Source organism: Segatella copri, from assembly GCF_019127135.1.
In the GTDB taxonomy this organism is placed as follows: domain Bacteria; phylum Bacteroidota; class Bacteroidia; order Bacteroidales; family Bacteroidaceae; genus Prevotella.
Window position 1 is genome coordinate 36,467 of record NZ_JAHOEA010000003.1, and the last position, 21,693, is coordinate 58,159.

The window sequence follows — 21,693 nt, forward strand, 5'->3', positions numbered from 1 at the left end:
TAAGAAAACACTCATCTATCGGATTACCATCCTGGATTCTGACCAAACTCTGGATACAAGTAAACATCACTTTGCTTCAATGGCAAGAGATAGTGTTTCTCGGAGAAATCACGAGTAAGAATTGTCTTCTCGCTCCAACCAGTAACCTCTGCATCACGAGGATCTTTCTTGGTGAAGTCATAATTACCTACACGCTTAAACTCTTGTGAAGTCTTGATGTTATATGGATACTCTGTGAGGAGCAACCAGCGCTGCAAGTCGTTCCAACGGAAACCCTCGAAAGCCAACTCTACGGCACGCTCACGACGAACCTCATCCATAAACTTCTGCTGATTTGCAGCATACTTATCAGCCACATGACCTGCCTCTACACGATCACGAAGCACGTTGATGGCATCGACTGCTGTCAGATTACACTTGTTGCTCTTGTAGTTGGCACCCTGTACGGCAGCACCTGCCTCTGCATACATCAAATAGATGTCAGCAAGACGCATATAAGGCAAATCGCACTGCAAAGCACCACCCCAGTTATACATTCCATCATACTTGTTAGCCTGGTGAGGAACCAACTTCTGGCAATAGTAGCCAGTACGGCAACCCTGTGATGAAGAACTACGCAAGTTACTGCCCGTGTACATCTGAACATACTTGAACTGATAGTCAGGATCATCCTTACCAATCGTTGTATTGATATACTGGAAGCCATCAAATACGATATCATGATAGAAACGTGGGTCACGACCCTTGAATGGGTGTGTAGGATCAAAACCAGACTCAGGATCATCTAGAGGAAGACCATTTGCCATACCATAATAGTTGACATAGTTGGCTGTAGGCTGGTGAATCAACGCATCATGCTGAACGATTTCATTGATCTTGATACCCCAGTTCTTGGTAAAGTTCCAGTTAGAACCATTTGCGCCAATATAAGGAGCACGCAAGATAGCCTCTGTAGAACCTGGCTGTTTCCAACCCTTACCTGTGGTACGGAAGATGTCAGAGAAATTGGTCTTAGAATCTTCTGATGCCACATGGTCGTAAATGTTGTCATACTTATACTCTGCCAACGCATAAGGTGTACTGCCTGAATTAACCTGAGAAATAGCCTCTGCCAAAGCATCAGCTGCCTTGGCTGCAAACTCCACATTATATCTATAGGTATCACCATTCTTGGAAGCTCCTACCTCTGCACCAAGATTGTTTAAAGGAGAAGCCGCCCAAAGCAAGACCTTGCCTAAATAACCCAAGGCACAAACCTTTGTGATACGAAGGTCGTTCTTGCCCAAAGTTTTCTTACCAATAGTTGTCTTATCCCAATCATTAGGGAGAAGGTCGGCTGCTGCACGGAAATCTTCAGCACACTTAGTGGCACACTCTTGGAATGAAAGGCGAGGCAAAGTCAAAGCCTGGCTACCATCCAACACGGTATCTACGTATGGCATACCACCATAAAATTCCATCAACTCCTCATGCCACCATGCACGGAAGAAGAGCAACTGTCCCTTGATGATATTTTTCTCTTCCTGGGTACAGTTTGTCATCTTCTCTAAATTTTCAAGACCCAGGTTGCACTTACGGATGCAATACCAGGCATGCTCCAAAGAGTGACTGAACTTGTCTGTTGAAGTAGAGCTAAGTCCATCGGAATGCAAGAAACTCTGTGGGTCATTGTACCAATAACGATAATCACCCAAGTCGAAGTGAGCGGTCTCGTGGCTATCACCCAAACCAGTATTCAAGATTTCATCCTCACCCCAATTGAAAGAACAGCACCAATAGTTGGACTCCTTGTTTGGAATACAGTTGTAAACCTCCTCTACAAAGCCTTGGAAGTTGGTGAAGTTCTTGAATGCCTCGTCAGCATTAACTGTAGAATCTGGAGTCTTGTCCAAATAGTCTGTACAAGAAGCGAATCCACAAGTAAGACTCAGAGCACAAAAAAGATTTAATATATTTCGTTTCATTATATTATGCTTGTTTAAAGATTAAACTTGACACCGAAGTTAACACGCTTCATGGTTGGATAAGCACCATAGGCACCACCATTACTTGAGAAGTTAGACTCACGGTCGTCTGGCATGCGGGTCCAAAGCCAAAGGTTGTTACCACTTACGTAAATCTTGAGGTTGTTCAAACCAAGCTTCTTGATCCAACCGCCATTCCAAGTATAAGCGATTTCCACGTTCTTTAGACGGATATAGGAGCCATCACAGAGATACTGCGTGCCATAATAAGCTGCACTACTCATTGGCTTAGAGAGGTATCGAGGGGTAAGAACATCCGCATTGATGTGGTCATTGCTCCACCATGTACCCTGATTGTAAACGTTGTTAACCTCGTCCTGAGAGAAGCTAACCATCGTTACATCACGAGTAACGTTGGTTACACCATAGAACTGTGCAAAGCAACTGAATCCCTTATACTCAAAACCAAGTGTGGCATTGTAGGTGTTCTGTGGACTACCTGTATACCCGTAAGGAACGATATCGTTCACATTATCCACCTTACCATCACCATTGAAGTCAACGATATAGTAATCACCAGGCAGACGCTGGCTATCATTAGAATCCATCTTTGGAGAACCATAGAGTTCATCATAATTCTGTATGAATCCCTTGTCCAGATAAGTGTAGGTCTGACCGATAGAGTGACCAGCCTGCTTGCGATATGAAGGAAGAAGTGCCGCATCATCCTTTATCTTAATCTTATTTGTGGCATGGGTCATATTGAAGTTTGCCCACAAACGCATCTGATTAGCAAATACCTTGTTGAACTTCAACTCCAATTCATAACCACTTGTTGTAACCTTACCTAAGTTGGAAACCGGAGCGTTCTGTCCGTAGTAAGATGGAATAGAACGGTCATAGCCCATAACGAGAATATCGGTACGTGTGTCGTGGAAGATATCAACGGCACCTGTAATCAAGCCGCCCAAGAAACCATAGTCGAGACCGAAGTTCACTTTCTTCACTTTCTCCCAGTGTACATTTGGATTACCTACAGAAGCCTCACGATACCATTGATAGATAGAAGACTTGTCACTATCCGTTGTACCCATACTGGTGGTGCCACCGTATGCCCACTGGCTCATATAGAGGAAACGGTCACCGACATTGTCATCACCAATCTCACCGTATGATGCACGGAGTTTCATCATATCCACAATCTTATGCTCACGAAGATACTTCATGAATGGTTCCTCAGAGATCATCCATCCCAGCGCTCCAGAACTGAAGAATGCGAAACGGTTGTCTGGAGAGAACTTCTCAGAACCATTGTAAGCACCATTGTACTCGAAGAAGTAACGAGAGTTCCAATCGTAAGTGGTACGGAATACCCAGTCCTCACGATAAGAAGGAATCATGGCACCCGTTGCATGCTCTTGTCGGCCAAAGAGACCCATCGCAGTAACATTGTGCTTACCAAACTGGCGTCCCCAATTGAGCTGGAGCTGATAATTGAGATTGCGCTGAGTAGCCCAGTCTTTTACGCTACCACCATTCACGGTCCACTTGTTACCCATGGTATAGTCGAACTTATCATAATTCTCGTATGCCTCCTTATAAGAGACGTTACCTGTCTCAGGATCAATCCACTTAAGCTGAGGATTATTATTCATATCATTGATACCACGATCGCTATCCAAGAAGGTATTGTCCCAAGAAATCATGCCACGTGCCGAGAGTCCCTTTGTAATAAAGTCAAGTTTCTGCTCCAACACAAAGTCTGTAGTGATACGAGTGGTGGTAGATTCCATTGTACCACCGAGAGCTATCTGCTGGGCAGAGTTTGTCACGTTGGTAGTACCAGGCATATATCCCCAAGATCCATCGGCATATTTCGGCATGAAGCAATCTGGAGCGATGTTGTAGGCACCAGACCACTGCTGGCTTATTTGCCAATCGCTATAGCCACCGCTACTGTTCGCCCATGGAGCCTTGCGAACACCATTGGAACCTGCGATATTCACCTTAAATACAGTTGACTTTGTGATATTGAAGTCGAGGTTGGAACGAACGTTCACACGATTATAGCTATAACCTGTATCATAATTACGTCCATTGCCGAAGTCCTTGTAAAGGTCACCCTCTGACACGAAGTCAACGCTTGCGAAATACTTCACGAATCTTGTACCACCAGCAACATTGACATTGGCATTATAAGACATCGTGTAGTCTTTGAACAAATATTTCTGCCAATCTACATTAGGATAACGCTCTTTTTGCTCCAAAGTAGTCTGATTGCGATAGTTCTCGATGAAACTCATAGGTTTCATCTTGTCAAAGCTACCAGGAGCGATGTTCAACTCATGCTCGATGGCAGTATTTCTTGCGACAAGAGCATCGTATGAATCTAACTTGTCTGGGAGCTTAGAAGGAATCTTCATGACAGCATTGGCAGTAACACTAATCTGCGCCTTTCCTTCAGTACCACGCTTGGTGGTAATCAAGATAACACCATTGGCACCTTTCACACCATAAACAGCAGTAGCAGAAGCATCCTTCAAGACAGAGATGGTAGCTACAGACTGCATATCAACGCTTGACATTGGTCGCTCGATACCATCTACCAAAACGAGAGGAGAAGAGTTGTTCCAAGAAGAAGCACCACGAATCTGAATCTGAGGTTCCTCTTCACCCGGCATACCACTAGATGCAGTTGTAACAACACCCGGAAGGTTACCTGTCAGGGCTGCGCCGATATCACTAATACCCGCAGCTCTCTCCAACACCTTACCAGTGGTCTGGGTGATGGCACCCACGACAGAAGCCTTCTTCTGCTGACCGTAACCAACGACTACAACTTCGCCGATGGCATTGTCGTCTTCAAGAGTAAGTTTGAACTCTCTCTTCTTACCAATTTTTACTTCCTTGGTCTTCATACCTACGTATGTAAATACGAGGATAGAATTCTCTGAAGGAACACTGATACTGAAATTACCATCAAAGTCGGTGACCGCACCGACGCTGGCATTACCTTTCACTTTTACAGTGGCACCTATCAGAGGCTCACCTGTACCGTCAACAAGATTACCCTTGACCTGGATTTTCTGTGCCTGAGCATTCAGGCTGCAGAAAGCTCCCACCAAGCATAAGGCTGCTGTCCGTTTCATTGTTAACACTTGTTCAATCATGTTCTATTCATTTTTGATTTATGCTTTAAAAATTTAGGCGTGCGCTAAAACTGTTTATTCACGGCGGCAAAGGTATGGATTTCTTTCGAAACAAACTTTGCGTGGTGTAACAGAAAGTTTATCATTTTAGAAAAACCTTGCGAGAACGTATTTTTCCATTACTTAACAGTTGTTTTATTATATAAACACCTGCAGTTGGCTTTTCAACCTCTTTTCCTTCTATATTATAATATAAGGTGGAAACCACGTCTGCCGGGGTTTCTAATTGTTTAATTTCTGTTGTATTTTGTTTCAAATACCACTCTTTATACCAGTTCATACAGGCATAGCCGCAACATTCTTCGAACAATCCGTGTTTCTTGGCATTCTGGAAACCAGGAATCACCTTGCCCGTTCTAAGATATTCATCAATATCGTAATATTCCTGTGGATGGGTAAGGGTCATACCGATATTGCCAAAGTGGTCGTGAACTGCTTTCCATGCCAATCCCCATTTCGAGGTAGATGCTGTTGCCCAGCTTCCCAAGTTAGGTTGTGTCCACTGTCCCCACTCATTGTAGTGACCTTCGCTCGCCTTGTCAGGATCTTCCGGACTCCAGTCTATCTCCGTTACCATGATAGGTTTACTGGTAACCATAGGCACTTGAGCCTGGAATTGCTTGATGAAGGCATCGTGATTACAGTTCTTGTCGCTGGCATTATACCATCCTGAATAAACATGTACAGCATAAGAGAAGTTGTCCTCGCTATCGGTGATAGGATACTTGGTGTAATCCTGATACTGGCTCTGATAACCTGCGCCCGGAACCCAGATGATTCCCTTGAAGCCCTGCTCGCGAATCACATCCACCACCGGCTGGAAGTAATCATGCAATGCTTTATCCGAATTAGAGCCATCTTTCAGATGAACCCTCACCGGCTCATTGGCAAGTTCGATAGAGATAATACCCGAATTCTGCTGGATATACTCATCGGCAGCAAAGGTCTTCCAGATAGCCTTCAGATAGCGGTTGTACTTGTCGTCAACACGGATATCACCAGGACAGACACCCGGCGGACGTACGATGACGTAGAGTCCATGTGCTATAGCATCCTTGATGAGAGGAATATAGAGTTTCTGGAGATAGAGACGATAGCGCTTCATGTTGAATGCCGAGATATCTGCCTCGTTCTCTGCTTTCTTTGTCGGATCGTTGGTCCAGCATGGATCCATGTGCAATCGGAACACGGTACAATAAGCACCCTGCTTCTTGTCGGTAATAGCCGAGAACTGCTTAGAGAAATATTCCAAGCAAGGCTGAATGTCGGCTTCAGAATAGTCAGCCTTCCACTGCTGCCATCTCCAACCGTTGAAGTAGCGGTTTGGCGTATCCATTACGCCATGCAAGACAACAGTCTTGCCATTGGCATCTACCAGATTCTTACCCTGCACACGGAGTGCCGGCAGATTATCTGCAGCCAGCCCCGCCATTGACAGCATAGCCATAGCGAGTGATATTAACAATTTCTTTCTGTTCATTGTTATAATTATTTTTAGATTTATCATATATTGTCAGTCACCTTATTATATTATGAAGGATTGTCAGGTTCCAGTTTACAGAAAAGGATGCTGGTCTTTTAACATAGAATGGCGCGTAATCACTACGCACCATTCCCGAAAACCAATTAATCATGATTCTATATAAAAACCATAATATCTAAATCCTTTGAAAATCTTAAACCTAATTTCATAAACCTATTTATAAACCTAACTAACCTACATAATCAAAACTGTTAAAAAACAACCTAATTAAAAACGATGCAAAGATACTCCTAATCTTTCATATACACTTTATGATAAGTAACCAATACTTTTGCTGTCGTATCACACGTAGCATTAACTTTACCCTACGTAACATTTTAACATCTTTTTTGATACATTCTCGTAAAAAACATACTCTTCCATGCATTATTCTCCCATTTATTTTGTATTTTTGCAAACGAATATAAAAAAATCGAAAGACAATGAAACCAAAAATCATGATGATTTCCATGAAATCAAACCTCAGAATAGTGAGATACATCGCTCTTTTACTGATGTTTATCTTCTGTCTCACTGCACAGAACATGATGGCGCAGCGAGGAAAATTTTTCAATTCAGACAACCAGCTTTCGAGCAACCTTGCCACTCAGGTGTTCCAGGATTCAAATGGTTTCATTTGGATTGCCACCCGTAACGGCTTGAATATCTATGATGGCTATAACTTTATGGTCGTCAGAAAAGCCAACAACAACTGTAACGGGCTCAACAGCAACTATATCAACTGTATAACACAGGATGAAAAGGGGCGTATTGTGCTGGGAACAAACAAGTCGCTACTTATACTTAATGGTAAAAGGTTCTGCAACGTACCTATGCTCGATTCAAGAAATAAGCCTATAAGCACTTACGTTACCCAGGTAAGCCGTTTGCACAATGGCGATATTGCTGTCGTTACCTCCGGTTACGGCATCATGACCAAGAAAATAGATGCAGACGCCTGTTACACCATGAAAGGAGAAGTGGAGAACCTGAAATACATACATAAGATTCTGGAAGACAAACAAGAAAGGCTCTGGATTATCCTGGAAAACGGAAAGCTGTTACGGAAAGAAAAGAACGGCAAGCTTGTTTCACGCATCATGGGAACAGAGCAACTTAACACACAAGATATCAGGCAAGACGACAAGGGCAACATCTATCTTGCCACCAAGAATGAAGGTGTTTACCTTCTCAAGGCAGGTTCAACCGCCTTCACCAAGATAGCCGGCATAGGCAATCTTCCTATTGACAACATCTATATCAGCCGCGACCAGCGCTTGTTTATCGGTTGCGATGGTATGGGTATCTTCGTGTATAATCCTGTAACAGGATTCTTGCAAAATAATCCTCTGTTCAGCCGTGAAGTAAATCTTGCCAAGAGCAAGATTAACAGCATTATAGAAGATTTTACGGGAAACATCTGGGTGAGCATGCTCCAGAAGGGCGTATTCATGCAATCGCAGGCCCAATGCGATTTCAACTATATGGGCTACCGTTTGGGCAACCGCAACGTGATAGGTGAAAACAGCATCACAAGTCTGTGTGCCAACCAGGGCAATCAAGTCTGGGTAGGCACCGACAAGGATGGTCTCTACCTCTTTGACCTAAAAACCGGTAGTATCAACAGCCATTTATTAAGCAACACCACGGTACTGACACTCTGCAAAGACCATAAGGACAGAACATGGGTAGGAACCTATACTGACGGTATGGGATTTATAGACGCGGGGGGATCTTTCCATCCATTCAGCCTAGGCATTGGCAACCAGACGGGCATCTTCGATATCCAGGAAGACCCGCAGGGCAATATATGGTTTGCTACCATGGGCAAAGGACTTTTCCGCCTTTCTCCAGATGGAAGCATCAAGCAATGGAAAAAACAAGAAGGTGCTGACAACAACCCGAAAAAGAATAGCATTCCTAATGATTACCTCGTAAAACTTAGCATCTCAAAAGATGGTAAGCGGGTTTTCGTAGCCACTTCTGTGGGTCTGGCTTGCTATGACCAGCAAAAAAACAGCTGGACTTCCACTTTCGGTGGCGTCAACTGTCTGAACAAGGGCAGTTTCTCACATTGCGTTTATTCTGACAGCAAGAACCGCGTATGGTTTGGCACTGAAGACGGCGCAATCTGCTATGATCCGAAGAAGGGATATGCTCATCCGAAGATCTATAACACTGAACTTGGACTTTCAGACAACAGCGTAGCCAGCATCATAGAAGATTACAAGGGTAGAATCTGGATAGGAACTACCTGTGGCTTGAACCAGGTAGATACAGAAAAAGGTACCATCAACAAGTACTACTCAGACAATGGCTTACAGAGCAATGAGTTCAGCGATGCAGCAGCCTGCACGCTCTGGGGAGGAGAGATGCTGGTGATGGGCGGAACCGGTGGTATCAACTGGTTTGATACGGACAAGGTGAAACAGCATCCTTGGCAGGCAAAAGTTACCATATCAGGACTTCTTGTGGGCAACAAACCTGTATACCAGGATATGAAATCGGGCATCTATACTATCACCGACAAAGACGCCTACAACAGCGACGAGTTCTCCTTATCTCATGAAGACAACACCTTCACCATCCACCTGTCTACTCTTACATATAATAATGTAGAGCAGATCAGTTACGCCTACAGCATCAATGGTGAGGATTGGCGAACCATACAGTCTGGCATGAACGAGCTGTCATTCTCACACATGCCAGCAGGTACCTATAAGTTCCGTGTCAAGGCCATCTGCAACGGATACGAAACCCCTGTCAAGGAGTTCTCCATTATCGTTCACCCAGCCTGGTACGCCAGCATCTGGGCAAGACTCTGCTATCTGCTTGCCTTCCTGGCGCTCTGTCTGCTCTACATCAAGCACCGCAAACGCAAGATGGAAGACCAGCTTATATTGCAGCAGCATATCCATGCGGAAGAGATGGGCGAAGCAAAACTGAAATTCTTCATGAACATCAGCCACGAAATCCGTACCCCATTGACCCTTATCCTCACTCCGCTGTTCACGCTGATTAAGGAAGACAAAGACGCTCACCGACAGGGCATCTACGATATGATGCGTAAGAACTCGGAACGAATCCTGCACCTGATTAACCAGATGATGGACCTGAGAAAGATTGACAAGGGACAAATGGTGATGCACATGAGCGAAACTGATATGGTTGCCTTTATTGGCGATGAATACAAACTCTTCTGCCAGCAGGCGATAGCCAAGAGTATCCAATTCACCTTTGAGCACGAAGACGAGACCCTCCCGGTATGGATAGACCGCGACAACTTTGACAAGGTATTGATGAATGTCCTGTCAAACGCTTTCAAGTTTACACCGACAGGCGGCAGAATCCGTATCACCCTCTCCCACTCGCCTCATCATGTCCGCATCGCCATCAAGGACAGCGGCAAGGGCATTCAGGAGGAAAAGCTCGAAACGATTTTCCAGCGTTTCTATCAGAGTACCACCACTTCTACTGACCGGAATGTAGGTACGGGAATCGGTCTCGACCTGACGCGCTCGCTCGTGGAACTGCACTACGGAACCATTACAGCCGCCAACAACAAGACACTTGATGAAGCCGACTGGAAGGAAGGAAGCCAGTTCCTCATCACGCTGCCTCTGGGCAACGAGCATCTGAAGCCGGAAGAAATGATAGATGCACCGGAGCCACAGGCTGCTGAAGACATCAGGGAACTGGAAGAAAACATGGAGGAAGGAAATAAGGAGAATAGTGCCGATACTGCCAATGACGCCGAAGAAGATTTCATAAGCAAGGCAAAGAGCACCATCGCTGTGGTAGAAGACGATGAGGCAATACGTAATTTCCTGAAGACCCAACTACAGGAAACTTACAATATCCTTACCTTCTGCAACGGAAAGGAGGCGCTGCCGGAGATTATCAAGCAGAAGCCAAACCTCGTTATCTCAGACATCATGATGCCAGAGATGGACGGAAACACGCTCTGTACCAAGATCAAGAACAATGTGAACACCAACCACATTCCGGTGATTCTGCTCACAGCGATGAGCAGAGAGGAAGACCAGCTGACCGGTTTGCAGTCGGGTGCCGATGCCTATTTGGTGAAGCCGTTCAATATGGACATTCTGCGCCGCACCATCATCAACCTGCTCAACGTGCGCCGTACTTTGAAAAACAAGTTTATGGGCAACGAGAGCCAGAGCGACAGGCAGATCGCGATAGAAAAAGGCCTGTCGCCAAAAGACCAGCTGATGGAACAGGTGATGAAGGTAATCAATGATAACATGGATAATGAGGACCTGAGTGTGGATATGATTGCCCGCGAAGTAGGACTGAGCCGTGTGCATCTGCACCGCCGAATGAAGGAACTGACCAACCAGACACCACATGCCTTCATCCGCAATACCCGTCTGCAATATGCCGAAAAGTTGCTGAGCCACTCTAACAAGACGATATCAGACATCATGTTTACCTGCGGTTTCTCCAACCCAGCAAGCTTCAGCACCATGTTCAAGAACTTCTATGGCTCTTCGCCTCGCGATTATATGCAGGCTCACCGGAAAATCTAGCCTTTTCACTGCAGAAAAGGCCAGATGTTTCCAAAAATAAAGTATTTGTTACAAATAGAGATATTTATGATACGCCTCGCAAAGTGTTGGTAACATGCTGTGGGGGTATATTTAAAAGGAAAGCGGTAACTTTGCAGCAGTAATCTGAATACATGTTTCAGCCATGAGTTCAGATACTCATTCTGTAAATTTTAATCCTATAATAAAATGAAGAAAATTGCAATCTTATCGCTTTCCCTGACGCTTGCAGCCGCTGCACAGGCGCAGACAGCTGAGTTTGACTATTTCAAGTATGCGGGAAATGACGCTCGCTTCAATGTTGAAATCGACAAGACTCACCAGTATTACAACCCGGTACTGGCTGGTTTCTATCCAGACCCATCCCTCTGTCGCGTGGGCGACACCTACTATCTGGTAAACTCTTCGTTTACCTTCTTCCCAGGTGTGCCTCTCTCAACCAGTAAAGACCTGGTCAACTGGCAGCCTGCCGGTCATGTTCTCGACCGCACATCACAGGTTCCATTGAAGGGCCAGCAGGTATCAGCCGGTATCTTCGCACCAGCCATCAGCTATAACAAGAAGAACAAAACCTTCTATATGATTACCACCAATGTGGGAGCCGGCAACTTCTTTGTGAAATCAAAAGATCCTTCCAAAGGCTGGAGCGAGCCTATCTATCTGAAGAAGATTGACGGCATCGACCCTAGCTTCTTCTTCGATGACAACGGAAAGGGATATATCGTACATAACGGTCCGGTAGTTGGCGGTGCCGACTATGAGGGTCAGCGTGCTATCCGCTGCTTCGAATTCGACGTAAAGGGCGACAGCATCAAGGGCGACTTCAAGGAGATTCTGCGTGGCGGAACCCATGTAGAGGCTCGTCCTATTTGGATTGAGGGTCCTCACCTCTTCAAGAAGGGCAAGTTCTATTATCTGATGTGTGCAGAAGGTGGTACAGGCGGATGGCACAGCGAGGTTATCCTGCGTGCCAAGAAACCGATGGGACCATGGGAGGAATGCCCTAACAACCCTATTCTTACCCAGCGTACCGGTCTCGACCCTAACCGCAAGGACCCAGTATCAAGTGCTGGTCATGCAGACATCGTAGAAGATGGCAAGGGTAACTGGTGGGCTGTATTCCTGGCTTGCCGTCCTTATGAAGAGGATATGTACAACACAGGTCGCGATACTTATCTCCTGCCTGTAACCTGGAAGAATGGATGGCCAGAGATTCTTGCCAAGAATACTCCTATCTCTACCGTTGGAGAGAAGGCTGGCTTGAAGCCTGCAAAGAAGAATGAGTTCTCAGGCAATTTCTCTTATGTGGATAACTTCGAAGCAGATAACAATAAGGTGGGGCTGAAAGAGTTGAATCCACGCTGGATGTTCCTCCGCGACTTCGTTGACTGTTACAAGGTAGAAAACGGCAAATTGAAGTTCAATCTCCTGCCAGGCAACATCTACAAGCGTGAACCGATGTCTGCCATCTGGGCACGTCAGCAGCACGGCACCTTCACAGCTGAAACAGAAATCAACTTTACTCCTCGCAACGACAAGGATATCGCAGGCTTGGCACTTCTCCAGAAGGAAGACCACAACTTCGTATTGGGTAAGACCATGAAGAATGGCAAGCTGATGATTACCCTGACACGTGCCGAGAAGAACAACGTAACTATTGCCTCTGCTCCTATCAAGGGAGGTAAGCTGAAGCTGAAGGTAGAAGGTCATGACAGATATTATGATTTCTATTATGCTGAAGAAGGCGGCAGCTGGCAGCTTCTTGCCAAGGGTGTAGATGCATCTAACCTGAGCACCCAGAAGAGCGGTGGCTTCCTCGGTGCCTGCATCGGTCTCTATGCTTCTTCCAACAAGGAATAAGGATTTGAGAAAAGATTAACGTTTTAGGAATAGATAATTAAAGAAAAGGTTGATACCTCGCGTTTTGCCTGGTATCAACCTTCTTCTTTTATTTATTCTTCACAATATCCAATGTCATTTTTCCTACCCAGATGGCGCTCTTGCCGTTCTGGTCGATTGGCACCGGTTTGCCATCGAGATTATTCAGATACTCCAACTGCTTGAAGTAGGTATGGCTATGACCGCCCAGTATCAGGTCGATGTCACGGGTGGCTGGGGCTACCTCAGAATCGTCGATGCCATCTATCTTCCAGCCCAGGTGGGAGATACAGATGATGACATCACACTTCTCTTTCTTCTTCAATATCTCTGTCATTTCCTTTGCCTTGGCGATAGGATCGAGATATTTGATGCAGCCATAGTTGGCTTCGATTACCAAGCCGGCAAGTTCCGGACACAAGCCGAAAACGCCAATCTTCAGTCCCTTGCGCTTGATAATGGTGTAAGGCTTTACGATATTTGCCAGTTCGGTACCAGTGAAATCATAGTTGGAGCAGACGATAGGAAACTTCGCCATCTTGAAGATGCGCACCATGTTGTCTATTCCGAAATCAAACTCATGGTTTCCGATGGTAGCAGCGTCATATTTCATCTCGTTCATCAGTCCTACTTCCACATCTCCCTTGAAGAGAGAGTAATAAGGTGAACCCTGTGAGAAATCGCCACTGTCAAAGAGCAGCAAGTCGGGATTCGCCTTACGTTCCTGACTGATCATCGCCACCCTACGGAGGAAACCGCCACGATTTGCAGTTGCCGTATCTGCGAGATTCGGATTGATGGGCATCACGCATGAATGCGTATCGTTGGTATGGAGCACTACGAGCTGCTTTACCACCTTTGCCTCTTTCTTAGCTTTAGCCTGAACGGCTGCCGGCTGCATCATGAAGGATGCCAGAGCCAGACCTATATATAATAATGTATGTTTCATCAGAATTATCAACTATAAACTATCAACTATTCTACCACGCAGCGGCCTTCAATCTTAGATTCCACCACCTTGCCCTGTGCCTTCATCTCACGGAAATAATTCATGATGATGTAGCGCACATTGTTCTCTTTCTGCTTAGGAGCAAAGACATCGGTTCCGCTCTTGAAGGCTACGAGCTGGTCATTACCTTCGGCAAGATAATCGAGGGTTGCAACGCGGTAACTCTTCTCCGGATTAACTGGTTCACCGTTCAGCGTAACGCTCTTCAGCTTGCCATCCTTGGTGATAACCATTCTAACAGCATGGCTCAAGCCTTCGCCGCCACGATGAGCTATCTGCTGGAAAAGCTCCAGAACCTTATCACCCTTCAGGGTCAGGAAACAGATTTTGTTCTCGAAAGGAGCCATATCGTTCACATCGCCTACAGTAACCTTACCCTTGGCAAGATTAGAACGGATGCCACCCATATTGTAAACAGCGAAAACAGGCTGTTCTTCAAACTGTTTGCCACCCCATACCAGGATATCACAGAGCAAGTTACTGAGTTCGCTCTCCGGACGGTGACGGGTCATATCATGAGCAATATGACCTACAACAGGGCCCATGATACTGTCTACCTTACTCTTATAAGGAGCAATGAACGCAGCCGCCTCAGCATCGGGCTGGGCATCCCAACGTTTGTCGATAAGAATGCGAGTGCGTTCCACCTTCGCAACCTTGAAATTCTGAGCAAAAGCAGGACTTGCCATCAGCAGCATCACCGTTGATGCAAGTGCCACCTTCATACCATTCTTTTTCTTCATATTTATTGTTATCTTAATGTTTTGGAGTGCAAAAATACAAAATAAATCTGTGAAATCCGTGAAATCTGTGGGAAAAGACGCTGACCAGAAAGAAAAATAGTTAAATCTGCGAGAAAAAAGAAAGAAAGTGACTGAAAATTTGCGAGATACAAGAAAAAGTAGTAACTTTGCACCCGCTTTTCGGCGTAACCGCTGTTGTCTGGGCAGAAGTGTTGTCCAAGTCCATGTTGCGTTGGAACGACAAACAATTTTTAATTTTATACAAAAAATGGATTTGATTAAAGTTGCTGAAGAAGCATTTGCAACCGGCAAGAAGTTCCCTGAGTTCAAGGCAGGTGACACTATCACAGTCGCTTACAAAATCGTCGAGGGTACTAAGGAGCGTATCCAGCTCTATCGTGGTGTTGTTATCAAGATCTCTGGTCATGGTGACAAGAAGCGTTTCACAGTTCGCAAGATGTCTGGTACTGTAGGTGTTGAGCGTATCTTCCCTATCGAGTCACCAGCTATCGATTCTATCGAGGTGAACAAGCATGGTAAGGTTCGTCGCGCTAAGTTGTATTACTTGCGTAAGCTTACTGGTAAGAAGGCTCGTATCGCTGAGAAGAAGACTGTAGCTAAGGGTGCAGAATAATTTTTCTTAGGAGACCTAATCAGAAAAAATAAAGGGAATCCAGTCTCACGACCGGGTTCCCTTTTTTATGCTAATAATCTTAACCAAAAACCTTCAAACAAATCATGGTTGACAGCTAAACCAACCATGTTCCATTCTTTTATTTTTCGCCCGCATCATAATTCACGAGCCCATCCTCCGTGCCGTGTAAAGCACCTTGGAAATCATCCCAACTCTGGAATCCGGCGAGCAGCGCCAACTTGTCCAAAGTCTGGCGGGAAGGCTTCTCCTTCCCTTTCAATACATCCCACATTTTGTGGAAAACATGTGCCTTGCCAACCTTCTTTTCTAAGTGTTCAGCAAGAACTTTCAAATCCTGTTTCATAACAATCCTCTCATATTTTCTAACTGGGAACAAAAGTACTGAAAAAGAATGAAACAGAGTTCATTTTTCCCGACTTTTTTATGTTTTGGGGTAAAAAAAATGCTTTATATCATAAAAATGCTGTTTTTTAGGGCTTTTTACGAAACAGAAGTCCAATATCTCAATCATTTTTTGTAACTTTGCGCCAAATTCCAAAATACATTTCTTAGAAGATGAAAGAATTAGCACTTAAGTACGGATGTAATCCAAATCAGAAACCTTCTCGCATCTATATGGATGACGGAAGGGAACTTCCTATCGAAGTGATCAACGGCCGTCCTGGCTACATCAACTTCCTGGATGCCTTCAATTCCTGGCAATTGGTCAAGGAGCTCAAGGCTGCTACAGGAATGCCTGCTGCCGCTAGTTTCAAACACGTTTCTCCTGCCGGTGCAGCTATCGGCTTGCCTCTGAGCGACACATTGAAGAAGATTTACTTCGTTGATGATGTCAAGTTTGAGCTCTCTCCATTGGCTTGTGCCTATGCTCGTGCGCGTGGCGCTGACCGCATGTGCTCTTATGGCGACTTTGTTGCGCTGAGCGATGTATGCGACGAGGCTACAGCTCTCCTCATCAAGCGTGAGGTAAGCGATGGTGTCATTGCTCCAGGCTATACTCCTGAGGCTATCGAGGTTCTGAAGGAAAAGCGCAAGGGTACCTACTGCGTTATCAAGATTGATCCTGACTATGTGCCAGCTCCTGTCGAGCACAAGCAGGTGTTCGGTGTTACCTTCGAACAGGGACGCAACGAGGTGAAGCTCGATGATCCTGCTCTCTTCGAGGATGTTCCTACCAAGAACAAGACTTTCACTCCTGAGGCTAAGCGCGATCTGATTATCTCGCTCATCACCCTGAAGTATACTCAGAGTAACTCTGTATGCTACGTAAAGGATGGTCAGGCTATCGGTATCGGTGCCGGTCAGCAGAGCCGTATCCACTGTACACGTCTGGCTGGTTCTAAGGCTGATGAGTGGTGGTTGCGCCAGTGCCCTAAGGTGATGAACCTGCCTTTCAAGGAGAAGATCCGCCGTGCCGACCGCGACAATACCATCAATGTCTACATCTCTGATGAGTGGGAGGATGTATTGCAGGACGGCGTTTGGGAGCAGTTCTTTACTGAGAAGCCTGAGCCATTGACCCGCGAGGAGAAGAAGGCTTGGATTGCACAGAACAAGGGTGTATCATTAGGTAGTGATGCTTTCTTCCCATTCGGCGACAATATTGAGCGTGCTCACAAGAGTGGTGTTGAATACATAGCAGAAGCAGGCGGTAGTATCCGTGACGATCATGTTATTGATACCTGCGACAAGTACGGCATCGCTATGGCGTTTACTCACGTTCGCCTATTCCATCACTAATTTATTATATAATTAAGGTATATGAGTGACATTGACGATATTATCATGGGCGGTATGGTCTTCAAAGGCGGTGGTGGTCCTAAGAAGGATGACGACGACAAGGTGAAGACCAAAGCCAAGAAGAAAAAGTACATAACGGGTGCTCACGGTAGTGGCTCTGCCCGTCAGAAGGCAAAGTATCGCCAGCAGAGAGCCAATCGTAAATCCCAGAAGAAGAAATAAGAAGGAAAAATATAATTAGCCTTAAGGGTAAATACAATTAGCCTTAAGGGAAAAAACAAGAGGGTGTGTCATAGGACTTATGACACACCCTCTTTGCTTTATTTTGCAGCAAGTGAAATCATGATAAGATATTGCCGTTTATCTATCAGTTCTTGACGCTCTTCACACCCTTTCCCTTGGTAAGATGCAAGGTAGCGGCTTTCAGCTTATGGTTGCTGTGGTCGAAGATGATGGCTGGATCCAGGCGCTTGCCGTCGAAAGACACCTCGAAATGAAGGTGCTCTGTGGTAGCCCTACCGGTGCGGCCCGTCAAACCGATTACCTGACCAGCCTTTACCTTATCCCCCTTCTTCACCTTGTTCCTACTCTGATGACTGTAGAGCGTCTCGAAACCATAAGCATGCTTGATACGGATACAGTTGCCGTAGCCATAGTAGGGTCCTGATGCAACGACCGTACCGTCAAAGGCAGCCACGATCTCATCATTCGGGCACGTCTTGAGGTCAACCCCCGAATGGCGGCGCTTGCCACCATAAGGACTGATTACCTTGGCACCCGGCAAAGGATAAGCCCAAGCTGTCTTTTCTATCTTCTCCAAATCAAGTTCGAAAGTATTGGTAATGGTAAACGGATCATGAACCTCATCAGGGTCGAGCGTCATTCCATCTCCTATTCCACCCTTTTTCTTGCCAGATGCCTCCTTGTCAGCCTCAGCATTTCTTCCTACAGAAGAATCTTTGCCGCCGATAACCGAAGCGATGACACGGGCACCCTGCTTGCGGAACTGCACCGTCTGGCGGCGCAACTTATGCGATTTCAACTCTATGAAAGTTTCCGGATTCAACCTACCGCCATTCACCATGATAGAGAAGTCGCAATAAGTTTCACCCTCCTTAGAGCCTACAATAGCAATCGTCTGTCCGGCATCCACATGCTGTCCAACCTTAACCAGGTTCTCGGCATTGTTGGCATAAACGGTTTCCAGACCGCAATCGTGGCGCACCACAATGACATTACCCATTGATTCCGACTTTCTGGAAAGCCGCACATAACCTTCGAGCATCGCCTTGACAGCATCGCCTTTAGAGGTAGAGATACGCAACACATTATTGTTCAGAAGGGTTGCTTTGCCCACAGGAAGCGGGAAGGAATATTCCTTAGCTCGGAATATCTCAAAGTCTACATTAAATGCCTGACTCTGGGCAAAGAGACCGGGTGTTGCAATACTCACCTGCTGCTGTTCGGCTGCCGTGAATACATTTTTAGCGGGCATAAAGCTGCTCAGCGAGAACACCATGAGTCCTGCCACAGCCAATAGCCGCAATCCTTTTTTCATTCTTTTCATTATTTACTTTTTCTTTCTGATTTTCAAAATATTCTATAAACTATTAACAGAAAAACATCCATTTCTCCCTCTCCGTTCTGATAGAAAAGGAAAAATGGATGTTATCTTGAAAACTATCTGATACTTACCTGCTAGCAGGCTTTTACTTCAACAAGATACCTGTGAAGATTCTGCCGCTCTCGATACCCAGCTTTCTAGCAGAGAAGTACTCATCGCTGTGGGCAAAGGTACAGATGCCACAATCCTGGATATTCTCTTCGGCCACTCCACAATGCAGAAGTATCTGTTTGTTGCAGAGCGGAAGATTGAGATGCCATTTCAGCGGCTGCACGATATTACCCTCAGCTGCCAGGCGCTCACGCTCAGCAGGATCAACCGAGAAGGCGGCATTAGGACGCTGCTCGGCAATCTCTTCCATAGGGAAAGCTGCCTGCTCAAAAGCCTCGTAAACCTCATCGCCCACCTCGAAATGGTCAAGCGAAATGCCCGGACCTATCACAGCCTTCAACTTCTTCGGGTCGGTATGATAGGTAAACGCCATCTCCTGAATGGTTTTATGCACGATGCGAGCCAGCGTACCACGCCAGCCGGCATGGATGGCAGCCACAGCCTGATGCTCCTCATCATAAAGAAGCACAGGGATGCAATCGGCAGTAGAAACACCGATGCATACACCTTTCTGGTCAGTCATCACGGCATCTACACCTTCGAGCACCATCTTGCGGATATTCTCAGGCATGGTGAGAAACTCGCCGGCAATATTGCGCACCTCTACTCCATGTACCTGATGGGGCATGATGATATGGTCGGTAGTGATACCGAGCTCAGCAGCCAGACGCTTGCGGTTCTCTGCAATATGCTCGGCAAAATCACCGCAATATTCGTTGATATTGAATTCGCTATAGTTGCCCTGGCTCACTCCTCCCTTGCGGGTAGTAGAGAAAGCCATGACGCCAGAAGCTACCTGATATTCTTTGATCATAACATTTATTCGTATTCGAAATCATCGAGGTCGTCAACATCCTCGATTTCATCCTCATCAATATATTCTACTACATCCTCGCCCTCTGCAGCCAGTTCCTGCTGGAAGCGAGACATATCCTTGTCACGGTGAACAAGCGTATCTTCGGCAGTAATCTCCTGAAGCTTGTTGCTCTCAGAATTGAGTTCCTTCCAGAGCACATCCTTCAGTTCCTGGATACCCTGTCCGGTAACAGACGAGATGAAGACCACCGGAAGATCGGTAGGCAAGGTTTCCTTGAGCATTTCAATCAGCTCTTCGTCGAGCAGATCGCACTTGGTGATAGCCAGCACGCGATGCTTGTCGAGCATCTCAGGATTAAAGTTCTCCAGTTCGCCCAGCAATACTTCATATTCTTTCTTGATGTCGTCAGTATCGCCAGGAACCATGAAGAGCAACAGAGAGTTGCGCTCAATATGACGGAGGAATCGCAAGCCCAAACCTTTTCCTTCGCTCGCGCCCTCGATGATGCCAGGAATATCAGCCATGACAAAACTCTGGTGATCGCGATAATCTACGATACCCAGCGATGGTTCGAGCGTAGTAAACGGATAGTTTGCAATCTTAGGACGGGCACTTGATACGGCACTCAGCAAAGTTGACTTACCGGCATTAGGGAAACCTACCAGACCTACATCGGCAAGGAGCTTGAGCTCCATGATGATGGTCATCTCCTGCATAGGTTCGCCCGGCTGCGCATAGCGAGGAGCCTGGTTGGTAGAGGTACGGAACTGGAAGTTGCCCAATCCGCCACGACCGCCCTTGAGGAGCAGAACTTCCTGCCCGTCATAAGCCACATCGCATACAAACTTGCCTGTTTCGGCATTATAAACCACGGTACCGCAAGGCACATCGATATAAATATCCTTGCCATCGGTTCCATGACACTTATCACGGCCACCATTTCCACCATGCTCGGCGAAGAAGTGGCGCTGATACTTGAGGTGCAGCAACGTCCAGTAGTTATGGTTGCCGCGGAGATAGATGCTTCCTCCACGTCCGCCGTCGCCACCGTCTGGACCGCCATTAGGCTGGTACTTTACGTGGCGCAGGTGCATGGAGCCCTTGCCACCCTTACCAGAGCGGCATTGTATCTTTACGTAGTCTACGAAATTGGATTCAGCCATTTATTCTTTTCTTTTTATTTAATGAATAAATCTTCCCCACCATAGCGGGGAAGATTCTTTATCTTGATTACAAGTTGTCGATTACATTGCAAACACGTGCGAAGATCTCATCTACAGTACCGAGACCCTCGATGTGGTGATGAATGCCTTCCTTCTCATACCAGTCGATGAGCGGAGCAGTCTGTGTATGATAAACATTGAGACGCTTCTTGATAGTCTCCTCGTTATCATCAGAACGGCCGCTTTCCTTACCGCGGTTAATCAGGCGAGCCATCAGCTCATCCTCAGGAACTGCCAACTCAATCATCGCAGCAATCTTATGACCACGCTCAGAAAGCATCTTCTTCAGAGCCTCAGCCTGTGGAGTGGTACGTGGGAAGCCATCGAAGATAACACCAGCGTGATCCTTACCGAAGCTATCGTATACACTTGCGAGGATGTCAATCATCAACTCGTCTGGAATCAACTGACCATTGTCGATATAACCCTTAGCTGTCTTACCAAGTTCTGTACCGTTTTTGATTTCGTTACGAAGTACGTCACCTGTAGAAATGTGACCGAGACCATACTTCTCGATCATCTTGTCGCTCTGTGTGCCTTTACCTGCACCTGGAGCGCCGAAAATTACGATATTTTTCATTTTTACCTTAATATATATATAAAATATTTATGTTGTGTCAGAAACTTAAC

General features: G+C 46.0%; 15 protein-coding genes. 5 read left to right on the forward strand and 10 right to left on the reverse strand.

Features of this window, described 5'->3' with window-relative positions:
- Positions 1 to 23: 23 nt before the first annotated feature.
- From KSW37_RS01295 to KSW37_RS01305, 3 genes are all read right to left on the reverse strand, one after another.
- Positions 24 to 1,964, reverse strand: a complete 1,941-nt coding sequence (locus KSW37_RS01295) for a RagB/SusD family nutrient uptake outer membrane protein (RefSeq protein WP_217313120.1) — start codon at positions 1,962 to 1,964, stop codon at positions 24 to 26.
- Between the two features lie 14 nt (positions 1,965 to 1,978).
- Complete coding sequence (locus KSW37_RS01300) at positions 1,979 to 5,113, reverse strand: SusC/RagA family TonB-linked outer membrane protein (protein WP_437183104.1); 3,135 nt, start codon at positions 5,111 to 5,113, stop codon at positions 1,979 to 1,981.
- 142 nt (positions 5,114 to 5,255) lie between these two features.
- Positions 5,256 to 6,653 carry a cellulase family glycosylhydrolase gene (locus KSW37_RS01305; protein WP_217313122.1) on the reverse strand — a complete coding sequence of 466 codons (1,398 nt, stop codon included), beginning with the start codon at positions 6,651 to 6,653 and terminating at the stop codon, positions 5,256 to 5,258.
- Between the two features lie 485 nt (positions 6,654 to 7,138).
- Between KSW37_RS01305 and KSW37_RS01310 the strand changes: the two genes are divergently transcribed.
- Both KSW37_RS01310 and KSW37_RS01315 read left to right on the forward strand, forming a co-directional pair.
- Positions 7,139 to 11,245 (forward strand): hybrid sensor histidine kinase/response regulator transcription factor, encoded by a 4,107-nt coding sequence (locus KSW37_RS01310; RefSeq protein ID WP_254368525.1) that lies wholly within the window; start codon positions 7,139 to 7,141, stop codon positions 11,243 to 11,245.
- Positions 11,246 to 11,452: 207 nt separating this feature from the next.
- Entirely contained in the window at positions 11,453 to 13,123 is a 1,671-nt protein-coding gene (locus KSW37_RS01315) for a glycoside hydrolase family 43 protein (protein ID WP_217313123.1), read from the forward strand.
- 88 nt (positions 13,124 to 13,211) lie between these two features.
- On the opposite strand, the gene KSW37_RS01320 is transcribed toward KSW37_RS01315, so the two are convergent.
- Both KSW37_RS01320 and KSW37_RS01325 read right to left on the reverse strand, forming a co-directional pair.
- Positions 13,212 to 14,045 (reverse strand): bifunctional metallophosphatase/5'-nucleotidase, encoded by an 834-nt coding sequence (locus KSW37_RS01320; RefSeq protein ID WP_254368528.1) that lies wholly within the window; start codon positions 14,043 to 14,045, stop codon positions 13,212 to 13,214.
- Between the two features lie 71 nt (positions 14,046 to 14,116).
- Positions 14,117 to 14,848 carry a 5'-nucleotidase C-terminal domain-containing protein gene (locus tag KSW37_RS01325; protein WP_217313157.1) on the reverse strand — a complete coding sequence of 244 codons (732 nt, stop codon included), beginning with the start codon at positions 14,846 to 14,848 and terminating at the stop codon, positions 14,117 to 14,119.
- A 313-nt stretch (positions 14,849 to 15,161) separates the two neighbouring features.
- Here KSW37_RS01325 and rplS point away from each other — a divergent pair, with 313 nt between their 5' ends.
- The gene (gene rplS / locus KSW37_RS01330) at positions 15,162 to 15,527 is read left to right on the forward strand and encodes a 50S ribosomal protein L19 (protein ID WP_117727195.1); all 366 of its coding nucleotides are present in this window, start codon (positions 15,162 to 15,164) and stop codon (positions 15,525 to 15,527) included.
- A 139-nt stretch (positions 15,528 to 15,666) separates the two neighbouring features.
- Here rplS and KSW37_RS01335 read toward each other — a convergent pair whose 3' ends face one another.
- A complete protein-coding gene (locus KSW37_RS01335; RefSeq protein WP_153082714.1) occupies positions 15,667 to 15,891 on the reverse strand; it encodes a hypothetical protein in 225 nt (74 codons plus the stop codon).
- 212 nt (positions 15,892 to 16,103) lie between these two features.
- Between KSW37_RS01335 and KSW37_RS01340 the strand changes: the two genes are divergently transcribed.
- Both KSW37_RS01340 and KSW37_RS01345 read left to right on the forward strand, forming a co-directional pair.
- A complete protein-coding gene (locus KSW37_RS01340) occupies positions 16,104 to 17,288 on the forward strand; it encodes a phosphoribosylaminoimidazolecarboxamide formyltransferase (RefSeq protein ID WP_217313125.1) in 1,185 nt (394 codons plus the stop codon).
- Between the two features lie 21 nt (positions 17,289 to 17,309).
- Positions 17,310 to 17,510: a hypothetical protein gene (locus KSW37_RS01345; RefSeq protein ID WP_006848784.1), complete on the forward strand. Its 201-nt coding sequence runs from the start codon at positions 17,310 to 17,312 to the stop codon at positions 17,508 to 17,510.
- 145 nt (positions 17,511 to 17,655) lie between these two features.
- On the opposite strand, the gene KSW37_RS01350 is transcribed toward KSW37_RS01345, so the two are convergent.
- From KSW37_RS01350 to KSW37_RS01365, 4 genes are all read right to left on the reverse strand, one after another.
- A complete protein-coding gene (locus tag KSW37_RS01350) occupies positions 17,656 to 18,846 on the reverse strand; it encodes a peptidoglycan DD-metalloendopeptidase family protein (protein WP_217313126.1) in 1,191 nt (396 codons plus the stop codon).
- A gap of 151 nt (positions 18,847 to 18,997) precedes the next feature.
- Complete coding sequence (gene pgeF / locus KSW37_RS01355) at positions 18,998 to 19,837, reverse strand: peptidoglycan editing factor PgeF (RefSeq protein ID WP_217313127.1); 840 nt, start codon at positions 19,835 to 19,837, stop codon at positions 18,998 to 19,000.
- 5 nt (positions 19,838 to 19,842) lie between these two features.
- Positions 19,843 to 21,003: a GTPase ObgE gene (obgE, locus tag KSW37_RS01360; protein ID WP_118064531.1), complete on the reverse strand. Its 1,161-nt coding sequence runs from the start codon at positions 21,001 to 21,003 to the stop codon at positions 19,843 to 19,845.
- Between the two features lie 67 nt (positions 21,004 to 21,070).
- Entirely contained in the window at positions 21,071 to 21,643 is a 573-nt protein-coding gene (locus tag KSW37_RS01365) for an adenylate kinase (protein WP_022122168.1), read from the reverse strand.
- Positions 21,644 to 21,693: the final 50 nt, after the last annotated feature.

Bases quoted from the DNA above. Each gene is read 5' to 3' on its own strand.
- KSW37_RS01305 (WP_217313122.1), bottom strand. From the start codon at position 6,653: ATGAACAGAAAGAAATTGTTAATATCACTCGCTATGGCTATGCTGTCA.
- KSW37_RS01350 (WP_217313126.1), bottom strand. From the start codon at position 18,846: ATGAAAAAAGGATTGCGGCTATTGGCTGTGGCAGGACTCATGGTGTTC.
- KSW37_RS01295 (WP_217313120.1), bottom strand. From the start codon at position 1,964: ATGAAACGAAATATATTAAATCTTTTTTGTGCTCTGAGTCTTACTTGT.
- rplS (WP_117727195.1), top strand. From the start codon at position 15,162: ATGGATTTGATTAAAGTTGCTGAAGAAGCATTTGCAACCGGCAAGAAG.
- KSW37_RS01365 (WP_022122168.1), bottom strand. From the start codon at position 21,643: ATGAAAAATATCGTAATTTTCGGCGCTCCAGGTGCAGGTAAAGGCACA.
- KSW37_RS01315 (WP_217313123.1), top strand. From the start codon at position 11,453: ATGAAGAAAATTGCAATCTTATCGCTTTCCCTGACGCTTGCAGCCGCT.
- KSW37_RS01345 (WP_006848784.1), top strand. From the start codon at position 17,310: ATGAGTGACATTGACGATATTATCATGGGCGGTATGGTCTTCAAAGGC.
- pgeF (WP_217313127.1), bottom strand. From the start codon at position 19,837: ATGATCAAAGAATATCAGGTAGCTTCTGGCGTCATGGCTTTCTCTACT.
- KSW37_RS01335 (WP_153082714.1), bottom strand. From the start codon at position 15,891: ATGAAACAGGATTTGAAAGTTCTTGCTGAACACTTAGAAAAGAAGGTT.
- KSW37_RS01300 (WP_437183104.1), bottom strand. From the start codon at position 5,113: ATGAAACGGACAGCAGCCTTATGCTTGGTGGGAGCTTTCTGCAGCCTG.
- KSW37_RS01320 (WP_254368528.1), bottom strand. From the start codon at position 14,045: ATGATGCAGCCGGCAGCCGTTCAGGCTAAAGCTAAGAAAGAGGCAAAG.
- obgE (WP_118064531.1), bottom strand. From the start codon at position 21,003: ATGGCTGAATCCAATTTCGTAGACTACGTAAAGATACAATGCCGCTCT.
- KSW37_RS01310 (WP_254368525.1), top strand. From the start codon at position 7,139: ATGAAACCAAAAATCATGATGATTTCCATGAAATCAAACCTCAGAATA.
- KSW37_RS01340 (WP_217313125.1), top strand. From the start codon at position 16,104: ATGAAAGAATTAGCACTTAAGTACGGATGTAATCCAAATCAGAAACCT.
- KSW37_RS01325 (WP_217313157.1), bottom strand. From the start codon at position 14,848: ATGCTGCTGATGGCAAGTCCTGCTTTTGCTCAGAATTTCAAGGTTGCG.